Consider the following 14,980-nt stretch of genomic DNA (forward strand, 5'->3'; position numbering starts at 1 on the left):
TTCCGCTCAGGGTCGCGGCGCGCGCCCGAGGCCGAGCCTCGACTGGGTGCCGGTCTTCTGCATGGCGCGGGCGATGTGGTGCTCCACGGTGCGCGGCGAGAGGTGCAGCGTATGGGCGATCTCGCGGTTGGTCAGGCCCGCCGTGGCGAGGTCGGCCACCTCGCGTTCCCGGGGGGAGAGCTTGTCGCCGTAGCCGGGGCGGCCGCGGGGTCTGGCCGGGGCCTCGTCCTCACCGCGCGCCGCGGACTCGGCCTCGCGCAGCGTGGACCGCACCCGGGCGCAGTCCCAGGGGGCGCCCAGCTCCTCCAACTGGGCGACGGCGGCGCCGAGTTCGCGGACCGCCTCGGGGGCGGCGCCCGGCACGGCGAGCCCGCAGCGGCCCGCTCCCTCCAGGGTCAGGGCGGCGGCGTAGGGGCGCGGGTGGCGGGCGAAGAGGGTGCTCGCCTCGGTGAAGTGGGCCCGGGCGGCGGCCGGTTCGCCGCTCGCCTCGGCGAGGACGGCGCGGCACCAGTGCAGGGTGGCGGCGGCGGTGGGCGCGTCGCTGCCGTCGAGTCCCCCGGCGAACTCGGCGAGGGCGCGGCGGGCTTCGGCGAGGCGGCCGGTGCGGGTCCAGGCCTCCACGGCCCAGGGGGCGAGGGCCGCGCCCCAGACCCAGACGCCCTTGTGGCGCAGCCGCGTCCAGGCCTTCTCCGCTGCCTGGACGGCGAGTTCGTCCTGGCGGCGGGCGAGCGCGAGCCGCAGCAGGCAGCCGGCGACCGCGGAGGCGTAGGGCACCCCGGGGGCGAAACTGGTCGGGGTGCCCCGGTCCTGGGGCCACCAGCGTTCGGCCTCGGCCCATTCGCCGCGGGCCAAGGCCAGCTGGCCGAGCACCAGTTGGGCGTCGGATCTGATGCCGACCTCGGAGACCAGCTCCCGGCACCGCTCGGCCAGGCCCTCCCAGCGGCCCGACTCGAAGTCGAGCAGCAGGGCGGTGCCCTTGTTGCACTGCTCCAGGAAGGGCGCCCGCATGGTGGCGGTGAACTTGTCGGCGCGTTCCAGGAGTTCGGCGGCGCGGCGGTAGTGGCCGAGGAAGACCGCGCCGCAGGCGGCGTTGCCGAGGCTGCGGGCCACGTGCTCGTGCTCACGGTCCGTCAGGGCCTGTCCCGGGGCGGGCAGTTGCTCCAGGTGGTGCCAGGCCTCGGGGTCCCCGCAGTTGGTGGCGACGGTCACCCGGGCGGCGGCGACGGTGGTGCGCGCGACGGCGTTCCCGGAGGCGGCGGCGGTCTGCTCGGCGCGCTCCAGCCAGCGCAGGTTCCCGCGCAGCGGTGAGCCGACGAAGAAGGGGTTGGAGAGCGCGGCCATGGCGCGGACGGCGAGTTCGGGGCGGTCCTTGAGTTCGCTGACGGCGCGTTCGAGTTCCCGGCGGCCCTGGACGTCCTCCAGGCGGCTGTTGAGCAGCAGCCCGAGTTCGAGGCGGATCTCGCCGCGGAAGCCGTGCGCGAGGCCCTGGGAGGCGATGATCTGGCGCAGCACCTCGGCGGTGCGGCCCGAGGGCAGGGTGAGGACGGCGTTGCGGGCGAGGCGCAGGGCGAGGCGGCCGCGTACGTCCTGGGGGATCTCGTCGGCGGCGAAGACCGGCTTCATCATGCGCATCGCGGCGTCGTGGTCGGCGAAGGCGGCGGGTTCTCCGGCGGCCCGCTCGACGGCGCGCAGCCAGCCGCGGTGCCGTCCGCTGCGGCGGCGGTGGTCGGCGACATGCGCCCACGGCACGGGCCGTCTGCGGGTCAGCACCTCGGCGGCCCGGTGGTGCAGTTCCTCCCGCTCGGGGCCGGGCAGCGCCTCGTAGAGCACGGTTCCGGCGAGCGGCACCGCGAAGCCGTAGCGGTTCTCGGCGCACTCCTGGAGCAGCGCGCCCCGTACCGCCTCGGCGAGTGCCTGCCGCCCCTCGGGACCGCGCAGCCGCGCGACGTGCAGCAGTTCGGCGGTGCCCACCGGCTCGTCGAGGACGGCGGCGGCCTCGGCGACGCGGCAGGCGGGGCCGCCGAGGGCGTGCAGCCGGGCGGCGGTCAGCTCGGCGAGCCGCACCGGTACGCCCACCGCGTCCACGTCGTGCACCGAGAAGCAGGGCTCCTTGCTGCCCGCGTCCACCAGCGACTGCAGTACGTCGTGCACGACCTGGGGGATGCCGCCGGTCCTGCGGTGCACATGGGCGACGAGCCGGTGCGGGCTGCGTTCGCTGCCGAGGGTGCGGAAGGCCATCCGGCGGGTCTGCTGCACGCTCAGCGGCTGGGTCCGCCCGCGCAGGACGGCGAGTTCGCCGGGGTAGGCCGCGGGGAGCCCGAACGGCAGCCCCGGCAGCGGGAGTTCCTCGGGGCGGTAGGTGATGAGGGTGGCGGTGCCGCGGGGGGCGCGTTCGACGCGGGCGCGCAGCGCGGCGAGGTCCTCGGGTCCGGCCCGCTGCACGTCCTCGGCGAGGAGGAAGGCGGGGGCGCTCTGGTCGAGGAGGGCGGCCACTCCCCCGGTCCGGTGGGCCGCGGGCTCGGGGGCCCGGCGGGCGCTCTCGGGGGCCAGCGGGGCGCCGGAGGAGGAGAAGGACAGGCACAGCGGGGCGCTGCCGAGGGAGCGGGCGAGCTGGCGCAGGCGCCCGGCCAGGGTGCTCTTGCCGGAGCCCGCCACGCCTTCCAGGAGGAAGAGCACGGGCCGGGCCTCGGCGTCGGACAGGACGCGCCGCAGCCGCTCGCCCCACACGTTCTCGTCCATGCGTCCCCCCGTGTGCGGCATGCCCGGCCGGAGGGGGCGGGGCGTGGTCAGCGCGGCTCCGTCCGGCCCTGCGAGGTCAAGGTCAGGTCAAGTACGGCCCAGGGTGCGGCATATATATCACCGCGCCACGGGGCCGACAAGGTGGCGCCCGGGTACCGGGACCGGCTCGGCGGGGCGGTCCCGGTACCCGGGCGGCGTGCCGGGTTCAGCCCGCGATGGTCTCGTCGATCCAGTCGCGGTACTGGGTGATGTCGCTGTACGCGCCGAAGCCGGAGCCGTCGGTGGGCTTGTTGCCCGCGGTGCAGGTCCCGACGAGCTTGCCGTCGTCGGTCAGCATCGGGCCGCCGGAGTCGCCGCCCGCGGTGTCGCCGTCGTTGTCCAGGCACAGGGTGGCGCCGAGGACGTTGCAGTTGTCGTCGTAGACCGAGCCCTCGGAGTACTTGAGCCGGTCGGCGAGCTGGGTCCAGTCGGAGCGGGTGTAGCCCCAGCCGTAGACGCGCTCCCGGGTGCCGGTGGCGACATCGCCGGGTTCGCCGAGCACGGCGTACTCGGTGTCGATGTCCTTGTCGATGCGCAGCAGGGCGACATCGGAGCCGGAGGGCTCCCGTACCGCCTCGGTGACCTGGGCGGTCTCGCCGCCGCTCTCCCGGTCCAGGGAGCCCACCCGAACGGTGTGGCCGCTGCCGACGCAGTGCTCGGCGGTCAGCACCCAGTGCGCGGAGACGAGCGAGGCGGTGCAGCTGAACTGGCCGCCGGTGTACAGGGCGGTGATGAACGGCACCTCGCCGGTGGCCTCGTGGCCGCCGACGACGGGCTGCGGTCCGCGGTACCGGTCGGCGCCGGGCCCGTCCTGCTGTGCGCCCGGCAACTGCGCCGGGGCGTGCACGGCGCGCGGGTAGGCGCGCGGGCCCTCCTGTGTACCGGACTCCTCGGCCATGACGGGGGCGGCGACCGCCGCGGCCAGCACCAGGGCGGCTCCGGTGGACATGGCCGCGATCCGGGCGACGGCACCTCTGCGATGGGACATCTGGTCCTCTCCCTTCCACTTCCTTGCTCGGCGTACCGGCTCACCCTCGGGCGGGCACGGGGCCGGAACAATCCGGGAAGCGGTAGGTAGACCCACCTGTTTCAGCCGGTGGGTCCGGGGAGGACGGGGCGAAGTCCCCGATGGCGTACGGGAGTCGGCGGGCAGCCGCGGCTCAGCGGTGTTCCGGGTTGTCGAAGTCGAAGCGGCAGCCCGCGTCCCACTCCGAGCGCTGGTTGCCGTGGGCCGGGATGCCGCCGCTGTCCTTCAGGAGCCGGGCCAGGTGGAGGAGGTTCCAGGTCATGAAGGTGGTGTTGCGGTTGGTGAAGTCGTTCTCGGGGCCGCCGGAACCGGGGTCGAGGTAGTTGGGCCCGGGGCCCGCCTCGCCGATCCACCCCGAGTCGGCCTGCGGCGGGATGGTGTAGCCGATGTGCTGGAGGCTGTAGAGGAGGTTCATGGCGCAGTGCTTGACGCCGTCCTCGTTGCCGGTGAGGAGGCAGCCGCCCACCTTGCCGTAATAGGCGTACTGGCCGCGGTCGTTGAGCACCCCGGAGGCGCCGTAGAGGCGCTCGACGACGCGCTTGGTCACCGAGCTGTTGTCGCCGAGCCAGATGGGTCCGGCCAGGACCAGGATGTCGGCGGCGGCGACCTGCTCGAACAGGGCGGGCCAGTCGTCGTGCGGGGCGCCGTACTCGGTCATGTCCGGGCGCACCCCGGGGGCGATGTCGTGGTCGACGGCGCGGATCTGGCCGACCTGGACGCCCTGCCGCGCCATGATCCGGGCGCTGATGTCCACCAGGCCCTGGGTGTTGCTCTGCTCCGGGGAGCGCTTGAGGGTGCAGTTGACGAAGAGGGCGCGCAGATCGTCGTAGCGGGCGGGGGGCCGGTTCTGCGCTTGCGGTTCGGGCACCTCGGGCTCCTTCGCCGGTACGGTCGTCCGCCGGGTGGGACATCCGGCCCAGCCAAACACGGCCCGGGGGCCCGCGCACCCCACGGCGATCCGGTCGCCCCGCGGGGTCGGCCGGAAGGGTGAGGCGACGCGGGCCGGTGCCCGGGCGGTCAGTCGACGCCCTCGCTCATCAGCCGGGCCACCTCGCGCGAGACCAGCCCGAAGCGGGCCTCCTCCAGGAGCGGCATCTCGCGGCGGCGGCGCCGTACCGCGCCGATGTCGAGGTCGACGACGGTCAGCGCGGCGCTCTCCTCCGGGGCCTGGGCGACGACCTCGCCCCAGGGGTCGATGACCCGGGAGCCGCCCCAGAAGGAGGCCTTGCCCTCGTTGCCGACCCGGTTGACGAAGACCACCCAGCACTGCTGCATGCGGGCGATGTTCACCAGCAGGTCGCGCCAGTACTCGGCGGTGTCCACCGCGCCGGGCGCGAGCCCCGAGGCGCTGTTGGTGGGCACGAAGAGCACCTCGGCGCCGTCCTGCGCGGCGAGCCAGGGCAGCACCGGCTGCCAGGCGTCGTTGCAGATGAGGGTGGCGGCCCGGCCGTGGGGGGTGTCGAAGGCGCGCAGGGCGTGGCCGGGGCTGGCGTGCTTGCGCTCCTCCCACTCCAGGTAGTTGGGCAGATAGAGCTTGCGGTGGGTGTGCAGGCAGGCGCCCCGCGAGTAGTAGCCCGCCGAGTTGTAGCGCCTGAGGCCGCCGTCCTCGTGGAAGCCGGCCAGGACGTCGGGGCCGGCCTCGGAGAGCGCGGTGAGCCGCGGATCGTGCGCGCCGATCGACTCGTCCTGGGGCACCGCGCCCAAGGAGTAGCCGTGCAGGCTCAGTTCGGGGAAGACGACGACATCGGCCCGCTGGGCGGCCGCCGCCTCGACGGTCCGGCGGGCGGTCTCCGTATTGGCGTCCACGTCGCCCAGTGCGCAGTCGGTCTGCGCGAGCGCCACGCGCAAGGTCCTCACGTCCTCTCCTGCTGGTGCGGTAGTGCCCGCTCCGCCTGTGGTGTCCTGCCGTTCACCGGCCGATGAACCCGTTCTCCCGCAGGAAGTACAGGGCGGCCTCGTCCGGGGTCTTCCCGTCCTGGTCGACCATGCCGAGCAGCTTGATGACCGTCTTCTCGGTGAGCTTCGCGCCGAGCGCGCGGGCCAGTTTCTCCAGCTCGGGATGGTCCTTCAGGGTCTTCTCGCGCACCGTGAGGGCGGCGGGTTCGCTGGTGAAGTGGTGCCGGTCGTCCTCGATCACCTTCAGGTCGAGGGACTCCAGGCGGGAGTCGGTGGTGAAGACCTCCGCGAACTGGCAGGGGCTGCCCTTGGCGACGTTGACGAAGTTCAGCGCGAAGGCGTTCTGGTACACCTGCGCCGAGGGGATCGTGATCCCGTACGTCTTCTGGAAGGGCCCGAGTTCGCGGTCGAGGAACTCCGAGGCGCCGCACAGGGTCAGCTTGTCCCGGTGGCCGTCGGCGAGGTCCCCGAGCTGGCTGAGCCTGTCCACCTCGCCCACCGGGCCCTCGGCGTCGGCGGCGCGGGCGATGGCGTACTGGTCGCCGAAGGCGGCGGGGCCGAGCCAGCGGATGCCGTTGCGCCGCGCGTCCTCCTCGGAGGTGGCCCGGTACTGGGCGCGCTCGCCCGCCACCGGTTTGTCGTGCTTGAGGTACTGGGTCCAGCCGGTGCCCGCGTACTCCCAGTAGAGGTCGACATCGCCGCTCTCCAGGGCGGCGCGGACGATGGCCGAGCCGTTGAGGCCGGTCTGGTCGGCGGTGCGGGCGCCCGCGGCGCGCAGCGCGTAGAGGGTGATCTTGCCGAGGATCTTCTGCTCGGTGAACTCCTTGGAGCCCACCGTGAAGCGGGCCCCCGAGAGGTCGACGTCCCGGCTCAGCGAGCCGCCGCGCAGTGCGGCGGCGCTGACCGAGGCGGACTCGGTCCCGGCCGAGCAGGAGCTGAGGGTCAGCGCGGCGAGGGCGGCGAGGGCGGCGCCGGTCCGCCGGAGGGGAGCAGGCGGCCTGACGGACCGGCGTGCCTGGTGCGGCAAGGGGTGCCTCCTGTGCGGGAAGACGGGGCTTCGGTCGGGGCGGTTCACACGCCGCGGGGGCGCAGCAGGTCCTCGGCGATTCCGGCCAGCCAGTCGAGGAGCAGGGCGAGGGCGGCGACGAGGAGGCTGCCGGTGACCAGGACGAGGGTGCGGCTGGAGTTGATGCCGTTGGAGATGACGTCGCCGAGTCCGCCCGCGCCGATGAAGGTGGCAAGGGCGACCGTGCCGACGGTGATCACCAGGGCGGTGCGGATCCCGGCGAGCATCACCGGGGTGGCCAGCGGCAGTTCGATGCGCCACAGGACGGCGCCCGGGGTCATGCCCATCCCGCGGGCCGACTCGATGACGGAGTCGTCGACCTGCTGGAGTCCGGCGATGGTGTTGCGCAGCACCGGAAGGACCCCGTAGAGGACGAAGGCGATCAGCGCGATCTGGGTGACGCCGAGGCTGACGAAGGCGACCGCGAGCAGCACGATCAGGCCGAGCGAGGGGATCGCCTGCCCGATGCTGGCCAGCGCCAGGATCGGCCCGGCCAGCGGGCGCGCCCAGCCGCGGGTGAGCAGCACCCCGAGGGGCAGGGCGATCAGGAGGATGAGCACGGTCGCCACGGCGGTCAGCTCGATGTGCTGGAGCGTACGGCTCACCAGGTACTCGGAGTTGAGGCTGCGCTGCTCGATGAGGTCGAGGTCCTGGCGCGAGACGTGCCAGGCGAGCCCGGCGAGCACCAGGCCCACCCCGAGCGGTGTCGGCAGGCGGCGCAGCACGGCGCGGGCGGTGCTCCGCTCCCGCGGCGGCGGGGCGGCCGGGGCGGTGGCGGTCGCGGTGACGGTGGAGGTGGACACGGCCGTCACACCTCCTGGAGCTTGCTGCCGTCGGCGGTGTGCAGGGCCTGGCTGTTGATGAGGGTGCGCACCGCGTCCATGCCGAGGACGCCCCGGTAGCGCCCGTCGCCGTCGACCACGGCGACCGCGGAGGCGTTCGAGGAGAGCATGTGGTCGAGGGCGTCGAAGAGGGTGTGCCCGGGGCCCATGGGCGTCAGGAGCGGGACCTCCTCGCCCGCCGCGGGGCCCTCGCCGCCCCGGTCGCCGGGCCGCCGGGCGCCCGCGGTGGCGAGCCAGGCCTCCGGGCGCCGGTCCTCGTCCACCACCAGGACGTAGTCGTCGCCCGACTCCGCGGCCCTGGCGAGCGCGGCGGCCCGGGCCTGGGCGTCCGCGGCGCGTTCGACCACCGGCGGTTCGGGGACCGCGAGGGAGCCGATACGGGCCAGCGAGAGCCTGCGGACGGCGGCGCCCGCGCCGATGAACTCGGCCACCGCGCGGTCCGCGGGGTCGGCGAGGAGGCGCTCGGGGGTGTCGTACTGGAGCACCCGGCCGCCGTCGCCGAAGAGCGCGATGCGGTCGCCCATCTTCACCGCCTCGTCGATGTCGTGGGTGACGAAGACGATGGTCTTGTGCAGCCGGGCCTGGATGCGCAGGAACTCGTTCTGCAGGGCCTCGCGGTTGAGCGGGTCGATGGCGCCGAAGGGTTCGTCCATGAGCATCACCTGCGGGTCGCCCGCGAGCGCGCGGGCGACGCCCACCCGCTGCTGCTGGCCGCCGGAGAGCTGACCGGGGCGGCGCCCGCGGTAGGTCTGGGGGTCGAGCCCGACCATCTCCAGGAGCTCGTCCACCCGGGCGGTGATCCGGGCCTTGTCCCAGCCGAGCATCTTCGGCACGGTCGCGATGTTGTCGGCGACGGTGCGGTGCGGGAAGAGCCCGCCCTGCTGGATGGCGTAGCCGATGCGGCGGCGCAGCTGGTGCACCGGGATCCGGGTGACGTCCTGGCCGTCTAGGTGGATGCGCCCCGAGGTGGGCTCGATGAGCCGGTTGATCAGCTTCATCGTGGTGGTCTTGCCGCAGCCGGAGGGGCCGACGAAGACCACGATGCTGCCCGCGGGGATGTCGAGGGTCAGCTCCTCGACGGCGGCTCCCGGCTGCCCGGGGTAGCGCTTGGTGAGCTTGTCCAGGCGGATCATGGTGCGCTCGCCCGGGGTCTGCTGCGGGGTGTCGGACTGTGTCATCTCAGGCACCGAGCCCTCGTGGTGTGGTGAGCCGGTTGACGGCGGCGAACAGAAGCTCGAAGAGCACGGCGAGTACGACGATGCCCGCGGCGCCCTCCAGGGTCAGATAGACGGCGAACGGGGTGCCGGCGGTGGCCAGCCCGTCGAGGATGAGGTTGCCGAGGCCGGGGCCGTTCACGGCGGCGGCGATGGCGGCGATGCTGAGCAGCAGTTGGGTGGCGACCCGCAGCCCGGCGAGGACGACCGGCCAGGCCAGCGGGAGTTCCACCGTGGTGAGGATGCGCAGCCTGCCCATGCCCATCGCGCGGGCGGATTCGGTGACCGCCGGGTCGACCTCGCGCAGCCCGACGATCGCGTTGCGCAGCACCGGAAGCAGCGCGTAGAGGGTGAGCGCGACGATCGAGGGGCCGTTGCCGAGGCCGAGCGGGGTGATGAGCAGGCCGAAGAGGGCGTAGGACGGGATGGTCAGGAGCAGGCCCGCGACGCCGAGGACGGCCGCCCGCGGATAGCCGGTGCGGTAGGTGAGGACCGCCACCGGCAGGCCGATGAGCACGGCGAGGCCGAGGCCCTCCAGGACCAGGACGGCGTGCTCGACGGTGGCGTCCAGGACGTCCGCCCGGTTCTGGGCGAAGAACTCGAAGAAGGTCATCTGCTCGCGCCCGGCCTAGGCGATGGCCTGGAAGGCGCTGGTCGCGGGCGCGGCGGCGAAGGACTCCTGGAAGAAGGCGGCGAGTTCGTCCACCAGGCTGAGGAAGGTGGGGTGGTCGTCGAACATCCACTCGGTGTGCCCGGCGCCCTCGATGAGCCGCAGCCGCTTGGGCTCGCGGGCGCGCTCGTACAGCGCCTCGGCCTCCTGGGGCAGATGCAGCCGGTTCTCGCTGCCGTGCACGATCAGCAGCGGGCGGGGGGCGAGCCGGTGCACCACCGACTGCGGGGAGAAGCGCAGCAGCATGTCGGCGGACTCCAGGGTGACCCCGGAGCCGAAGCCGGGGGCCTGGTACAGCTCCCGGCCCACATAGCCGTCGGTGCGGCCGTCCAGGTCGAGGCGGACGATGTCCCAGGGCGAGGTGATCTCCGAGCGGCCGTGCTCGCTGCGGTAGGCGCGGTCGGCGGCGATGCGTTCGAGCAACCGCTGCCAGGAGGCCTCGTCGTGCATGTTGCGGGTCGAACGGGCGCCGTCGCTCAGGCCGTTGACGGAGGCCACGGCCCGCACCCGGGGGTCGTCGGCGGCCTCGCTGACGACCACGCCGCCGCCCATCCCCCAGCCGACCAGGCCGATCCGCCCGGCGTCCAGGTCGGGGGCGGCCGCCACCCGGTCCACCGCGGCCCGCAGGTCCTGCACCCACTCCTGGGGCACCAGCCGGCCGCGCTCGCCCTCGCTGAGCCCGAAGCCGCGGAAGTCGAAGGCGAGGGTGGCGAAGCCCCGCGCGGTCAGCGCGCGGGCGAAGCGCTCGGGGTGGATGACCTTCAGCCCCTGGTAACCGGAGGAGGGCAGCACCACGGGGTACGGGGCCCCGGCGCCGCCGTCGTCGGGCAGATGCAGATCGGCGTCCAGGCGCAGACCACTGCTGAAGAAGGGGAACGGACGACTGACCATGCCAACTCTCCTGACTCTCGGCTCTGTCGGGCACGCTGGGGGACCAGCGGTTCGTTCGGTGCCCGGATGCGGCCGGGCGCGCGCTGTTCGTACGTCGCCGGGCCGCTCAGCACCCGGCCATGGACTGGGAGAGCTGCCGGGCCGCGCTCATCACCACCCGGCCCGCCGCGTCGAGATCCCGGCCCATGCGTCCGGCGGGCGCGGAGACGTTCAGGGCGGCCATCACCTGCCCCCGGAAGTCCCGTACCGGGGCCGCCGCGCCCACGAGCCCGGCCTCGAACTCCTCCCTGGCCAGGGCGTATCCGGCCGTCCGCGCCTCGGCGAGGCGGGCCAGGAACTCCTCGGCCCCGGTCGGCGCCCCGGGCCCGGCCGAGGCGAACCGCGACCCGGCGAGGAGTTCGGCCACCTCCTCGTCACCGTGGTCGAAGAGCAGCGCCCGCCCGGAGGAGGTGGTGTGCAGGGGCGTCACCCGGCCCACCCAGCCCGCCGCCTGGACGGTGCGCGCCGGGCCCTGCGAGAGCACCGTGAGCACGCCGTCGCTGGAGAGCACGGTCAGGTGCACGCGTTCCCCGAGGACCCCGACCAGGCGCCGCAGCACCGGCGGCGCCACCGCGAGCAGCCGGGGGTGACCGGCGTTCGCGGCCATGGTGAACACCCGCCAGCTCAGCCGGTAGAGCATGCTCTCGCGGTCGCGCTCGACGAAGCCCTCGGCGTCCAGGGTCTTCAGTGCCCGGGAGACCTGGGACTTCTCCCGGCCCACCCGGCGGGCGATCTCCACCACGCCCAGACCGCCGCGCTCGGCCGCCTCCTTCGACCCGAGGGTCGTGAGGATGGCCAGCGTGCGATGCGCACTTGACGAGCCACCGACAACCATCCCGCGATGATGACCAGCCCCTCTGCCGCGCACAACCCCTGTTGCTCGCTCGGCAACCCCCTTGCCGCCACCGGCCGTTCAGGAGCGGACCGTACGGGGTCCGGCGCGCCCGCGGCTTCAGGGGGTGACCAGTGCCCGCGGGCGCTCCCCCGCCGAGGCGAGCAGCGCCCCGCGGTCGAGACCCTCCCGGGCCAGCGTGTCCACGAGCAGGTGCAGGGCCTCCGGCGGCGAGGGCGAGTCGGGCTGCCCCGCGTCCGAGGAGAGCACCACATGCTCCAGGCCCACCCTTGCGGCGTAGGCGGCGAGCCGGGCCCCGGACATGCCCGGCTGGTGCAGGAGCTGGTAGGTGGTGATCTCCACCAGGGCGCCCAGCTCGGCGAGTTCGGCCGCCTCGCCGGGCGGCATCCCGGGCACGGTGTAGCCGGGGTGGGTCAGCAGGATCCGCCGGACACCGGCCCGCCGCGCCTCCGCGATCAGCCAGTGGCACTCCGCCGCGCTCAGATGCCCGGTGGCGAGCACCGCGTCCGCCTCGGCGACCATCCGGCACACCGCGCGCGCCTCGGCCTCGGCCGCCGGGGTGTGCGGCGGGATCCCGTAGGCGTGCCCGGGCAGGTCCTCGCGGGCCCCGCACAGGCTCGGCAGCCCGTGCGCGCGCTGGGTGTGCGCGTCGGCGGTGGGCATCCACACCACCCGGCCGCCCGCGTCCAGGCAGGCGGCCACCGCGGCCGGATTCACCCCGCCCACATGCTGGTTGAGCGCGATGCCGCCGTACACGGGCAGCCCGTGCACCCGCCCCGCGGCCGCGGCGCGCCCCACCGTGGACTCGTAGTGCGCCTTGAGCACGCACCCAACGAACCCGGCCTCCGCGTAGGCGGCCACCACGTCGATGTCGTCCGCACCCCGGGGCACCACATCGGGCGCGGCGTGCACATGCAGGTCGAACACGCCCCGAGCCTCGCGCGGGCACCGCCGGGCGGCAAGAGGTGTTGCTCGCCGGACAACCCGGCGCCCGCGAATGACCGGCTTCGCCCTTTCGCCCCGTACCTTTCCCGCTCTGTAGCCTTTCTCCCGCTCGGCGCATCCGCCGCCCCCGCGGACAGAAAACGGGAAGAAACCGGGCAAGGAGGAAGCCCGCACATCACCGCCAAAGGCATGGCTTTCACGATGCACACACCAATACCGGACGAAAGCAATTCCGGGAGAAACTGAGAGACGGCCTTCCGCACGCAGTCAAACACCGGTGGATTGCGATCCGTTACGCTCTGGATCGCGAAATTGGACGGACACTTCGACATGATCTGGGGGGCCCATGCCGAGCCAAGGCGCAGTTTCCGGCCAGAACGCCTTAGCGCGCCGCTGGTGGGTCCTGGCCGTGATCGGGGTCGTCCAGCTGATGGTCGTCCTGGACGCGACCATCGTGAACATCGCCCTGCCCTCCGCCCAGGAGGACCTCGGCTTCTCCGACGGCGACCGGCAGTGGGTGGTCACCGCCTACACCCTCGCCTTCGGCAGCCTGCTGCTGCTCGGCGGGCGCATCGGCGACCTCATCGGCCGCAAGCAGGCCTTCCTGCTCGGACTGGTCGGCTTCGCCGCGGCCTCCGCGCTCGGCGGCGCCGCGGAGGGCTTCGGGATGCTGGTGGCGGCCCGCGCCGTCCAGGGCGTCTTCGGCGCCCTCCTCGCACCGGCCGCGCTCTCCCTGCTCACCACGACCTTCACCGAACCGAAGGAACGGGCCAAGGCCTTCGCGGTCTTCGGCGCGGTCGCGGGCACCGGCAGCGCGATCGGCCTGCTGCTCGGCGGCCTGCTCACCGAGTATCTGAACTGGCGCTGGTGCCTGTACATCAACGTCGCCTTCGCCGCCGCCGGGTTCGTCGGCGGCCTGCTCCTGCTGCCGCGCACGGTCCGCGGCGGCGCCCGGCCCGCCTTCGACATCCCCGGCATCCTGCTCGCCGCGACCGGCCTGTTCAGCCTGGTCTACGGCTTCTCCAACGCCGAGCGGGAGAGCTGGAGCGCCGGCTCCACCTACGGGTTCCTGGCCGCGGCCGCCGTGCTGCTCGCGCTCTTCGCCTGGTGGCAGACGCGGGCCGCGCACCCGCTGCTGCCGCTGCGCATCCTGCTCGACCGCAACCGCGGCGCCTCCTATGTCTCGCTCCTTGTCGCGGCCGCGGGCATGTTCGGGGCCTCGCTCTTCCTCACGTACTTCCTCCAGTCGAGCCTCGGCTACAGCCCGATGAAGACCGGTGTGGCCTTCCTGCCGATGATCGTGGCCATGGTGTTCACCACGGTGCCCACCCAGAACGCGGTACTGCCCCGGGTGGGCCCGCGGCCGCTGGTCCCGCTCGGCATGGCACTGGCCGCCGGCTCGCTGCTGTGGCTCTCCTCGCTCGAACTGGGCAGCGGCTACGCCTCGCATGTCCTCGGCCCGCTGATCCTGCTCGGCATGGGCCTCGGCCTGGTCATGCCCTGCGCCATGAACGTCGCCACCTTCGGCGTGCACCCCAAGGACGCGGGCGCGGCCTCCGCCACCGTCAACACGATGCAGCAGATCGGCGCCTCGGTGGGCACCGCCCTCCTCAACACCCTTGCCACCACGGCCGGTACGGACTACCTGGCGGGGCGCGAACCCAGCGCCCGGGTCCTCGCGCAGTCCCGGGTCGAGGGGTACACCACCGCCTTCGCCTGGTCGGTCGCGATCTTCGCCACCGGGCTCGTGCTCAGCGCGGCCCTGTACCGCTCGGGCCGGCTGCGCCCGCAGCCCGGCCCCACGGCGGACGCGGCACCCGCCCCGGCAGCCTGAGCACCGCATGACGGGAGCAGGAGCGTACGGAGGTGCGGCCGGACCGGTGGAGGCCGGTATTCCGGCGGCGGAATTCGCCGCCGGTCCGCCCGCCGTCCACCAGGAGTACCTGCGCGCCGCATTCCTGACGGCTATTCACCGCGGGAACCGACCGGGGCGCGGGGGCGTGGATGAGTCCCGAGGGACGAGGCCGCACCCGAGGACCGGAGAAAATTACTGACGCGAAACTTTCCGATGAACAGAACCGCCCCGCACCCAGGGCGCGGTACCGCACTCATCGGCAAACCTTCACAGTGGTGGGGTCGGACCACGGCGACAGCACGCCGGAAGCCCGCCATGCGGCTATGTGAAGGAAACACCATTCATATGAGGCCGCCCTCATATGACCGACGGGGGAAAGCAGAAGATGAGCACAAGACCGGAGCCACCGATACCCGCACCCGCGCCGCGGGGCGGGTCGCAGGGCATGTCGCAGTCCGTGTCGAGGGGACGCCCGCGGTACGGGGTCCCGGCCGCACCCGGTGGCAGAGCACCCAGGGCCTTTCGTTTGGGTCGGGCTGGATCAGGGAGCGGGGGCTGGTGCGTGCGGCTGCAAGGCGGAGGAGGGCGTCGACGCGGAGCGTCGGCAACCGACGACAACGCCGCAGATGTGCGTGCCAGCCCCCGCGAGCCCAGCCCGATCCAAACGAAAGGCCCTAGCGCACGGGGCGCCGCCACGGCGGGCCCGAGGCGGTGTCCGCGCGCCGAGCGGTGCGCCCTCGCGACCGCCCGGCGCGGCAGCCGCGCCCCCGCGCGCCCCGCGCACAGCCGCTGAACCGCATCGCCGCCGCCTCCCCGGCCGCCCCCGCACGGCGGCCGTAGGCGGACGGCTTTCCATCGCCTCCCCCCACCCCTGCCGGTGAGAGATTCCCGGCCCAGGCCGAGG

At 73.7% G+C, this 14,980-nt stretch carries 12 protein-coding genes; 1 reads left to right on the forward strand and 11 read right to left on the reverse strand.

The window, feature by feature from the left end; all coding sequences use genetic code 11:
- Window positions 1-6 precede the first annotated feature (6 nt).
- The 11 genes from MID12_RS04245 to MID12_RS04295 form a co-directional block, all read right to left on the reverse strand.
- Window positions 7-2,739, reverse strand: a complete 2,733-nt coding sequence (locus MID12_RS04245; RefSeq protein ID WP_263164986.1) for a LuxR C-terminal-related transcriptional regulator — start codon at window positions 2,737-2,739, stop codon at window positions 7-9.
- Between the two features lie 205 nt (window positions 2,740-2,944).
- Entirely contained in the window at window positions 2,945-3,766 is an 822-nt protein-coding gene (locus MID12_RS04250; RefSeq protein ID WP_263164988.1) for a S1 family peptidase, read from the reverse strand.
- A 172-nt stretch (window positions 3,767-3,938) separates the two neighbouring features.
- Window positions 3,939-4,673 (reverse strand): flavodoxin family protein, encoded by a 735-nt coding sequence (locus MID12_RS04255; RefSeq protein WP_040246798.1) that lies wholly within the window; start codon window positions 4,671-4,673, stop codon window positions 3,939-3,941.
- Window positions 4,674-4,822: 149 nt separating this feature from the next.
- The gene (locus MID12_RS04260) at window positions 4,823-5,662 is read right to left on the reverse strand and encodes a nitrilase-related carbon-nitrogen hydrolase (protein ID WP_312885847.1); all 840 of its coding nucleotides are present in this window, start codon (window positions 5,660-5,662) and stop codon (window positions 4,823-4,825) included.
- 52 nt (window positions 5,663-5,714) lie between these two features.
- Window positions 5,715-6,728, reverse strand: coding sequence for a glycine betaine ABC transporter substrate-binding protein (locus MID12_RS04265; RefSeq protein ID WP_063778609.1), 1,014 nt, complete (start codon window positions 6,726-6,728; stop codon window positions 5,715-5,717).
- Between the two features lie 44 nt (window positions 6,729-6,772).
- Complete coding sequence (locus MID12_RS04270) at window positions 6,773-7,570, reverse strand: ABC transporter permease (RefSeq protein ID WP_263164990.1); 798 nt, start codon at window positions 7,568-7,570, stop codon at window positions 6,773-6,775.
- A 5-nt stretch (window positions 7,571-7,575) separates the two neighbouring features.
- Window positions 7,576-8,787, reverse strand: coding sequence for an ABC transporter ATP-binding protein (locus MID12_RS04275; protein WP_263164992.1), 1,212 nt, complete (start codon window positions 8,785-8,787; stop codon window positions 7,576-7,578).
- A gap of 1 nt (window position 8,788) precedes the next feature.
- The gene (locus MID12_RS04280) at window positions 8,789-9,436 is read right to left on the reverse strand and encodes an ABC transporter permease (protein ID WP_040246801.1); all 648 of its coding nucleotides are present in this window, start codon (window positions 9,434-9,436) and stop codon (window positions 8,789-8,791) included.
- A 15-nt stretch (window positions 9,437-9,451) separates the two neighbouring features.
- Entirely contained in the window at window positions 9,452-10,384 is a 933-nt protein-coding gene (locus MID12_RS04285; RefSeq protein WP_052482110.1) for an alpha/beta hydrolase, read from the reverse strand.
- A gap of 106 nt (window positions 10,385-10,490) precedes the next feature.
- A complete protein-coding gene (locus MID12_RS04290; protein ID WP_040246802.1) occupies window positions 10,491-11,258 on the reverse strand; it encodes an IclR family transcriptional regulator in 768 nt (255 codons plus the stop codon).
- Window positions 11,259-11,375: 117 nt separating this feature from the next.
- The gene (locus tag MID12_RS04295; protein ID WP_263164994.1) at window positions 11,376-12,203 is read right to left on the reverse strand and encodes a DUF6282 family protein; all 828 of its coding nucleotides are present in this window, start codon (window positions 12,201-12,203) and stop codon (window positions 11,376-11,378) included.
- Between the two features lie 364 nt (window positions 12,204-12,567).
- Between MID12_RS04295 and MID12_RS04300 the strand changes: the two genes are divergently transcribed.
- The gene (locus MID12_RS04300; protein ID WP_052482111.1) at window positions 12,568-14,055 is read left to right on the forward strand and encodes an MFS transporter; all 1,488 of its coding nucleotides are present in this window, start codon (window positions 12,568-12,570) and stop codon (window positions 14,053-14,055) included.
- The last annotated feature ends 925 nt before the right edge of the window (window positions 14,056-14,980 follow it).

The sequence above is a fragment of the Streptomyces sp. SCSIO ZS0520 genome (genome assembly GCF_025643355.1).
GTDB lineage: Bacteria > Actinomycetota > Actinomycetes > Streptomycetales > Streptomycetaceae > Streptomyces > Streptomyces physcomitrii.

Coding starts and splice junctions, on each gene's coding strand:
- MID12_RS04245 (WP_263164986.1), bottom strand. CDS start 2,739: ATGGACGAGAACGTGTGGGGCGAGCGGCTGCGGCGCGTCCTGTCCGAC.
- MID12_RS04250 (WP_263164988.1), bottom strand. CDS start 3,766: ATGTCCCATCGCAGAGGTGCCGTCGCCCGGATCGCGGCCATGTCCACC.
- MID12_RS04275 (WP_263164992.1), bottom strand. CDS start 8,787: ATGACACAGTCCGACACCCCGCAGCAGACCCCGGGCGAGCGCACCATG.
- MID12_RS04280 (WP_040246801.1), bottom strand. CDS start 9,436: ATGACCTTCTTCGAGTTCTTCGCCCAGAACCGGGCGGACGTCCTGGAC.
- MID12_RS04285 (WP_052482110.1), bottom strand. CDS start 10,384: ATGGTCAGTCGTCCGTTCCCCTTCTTCAGCAGTGGTCTGCGCCTGGAC.
- MID12_RS04290 (WP_040246802.1), bottom strand. CDS start 11,258: ATGGTTGTCGGTGGCTCGTCAAGTGCGCATCGCACGCTGGCCATCCTC.
- MID12_RS04300 (WP_052482111.1), top strand. CDS start 12,568: ATGCCGAGCCAAGGCGCAGTTTCCGGCCAGAACGCCTTAGCGCGCCGC.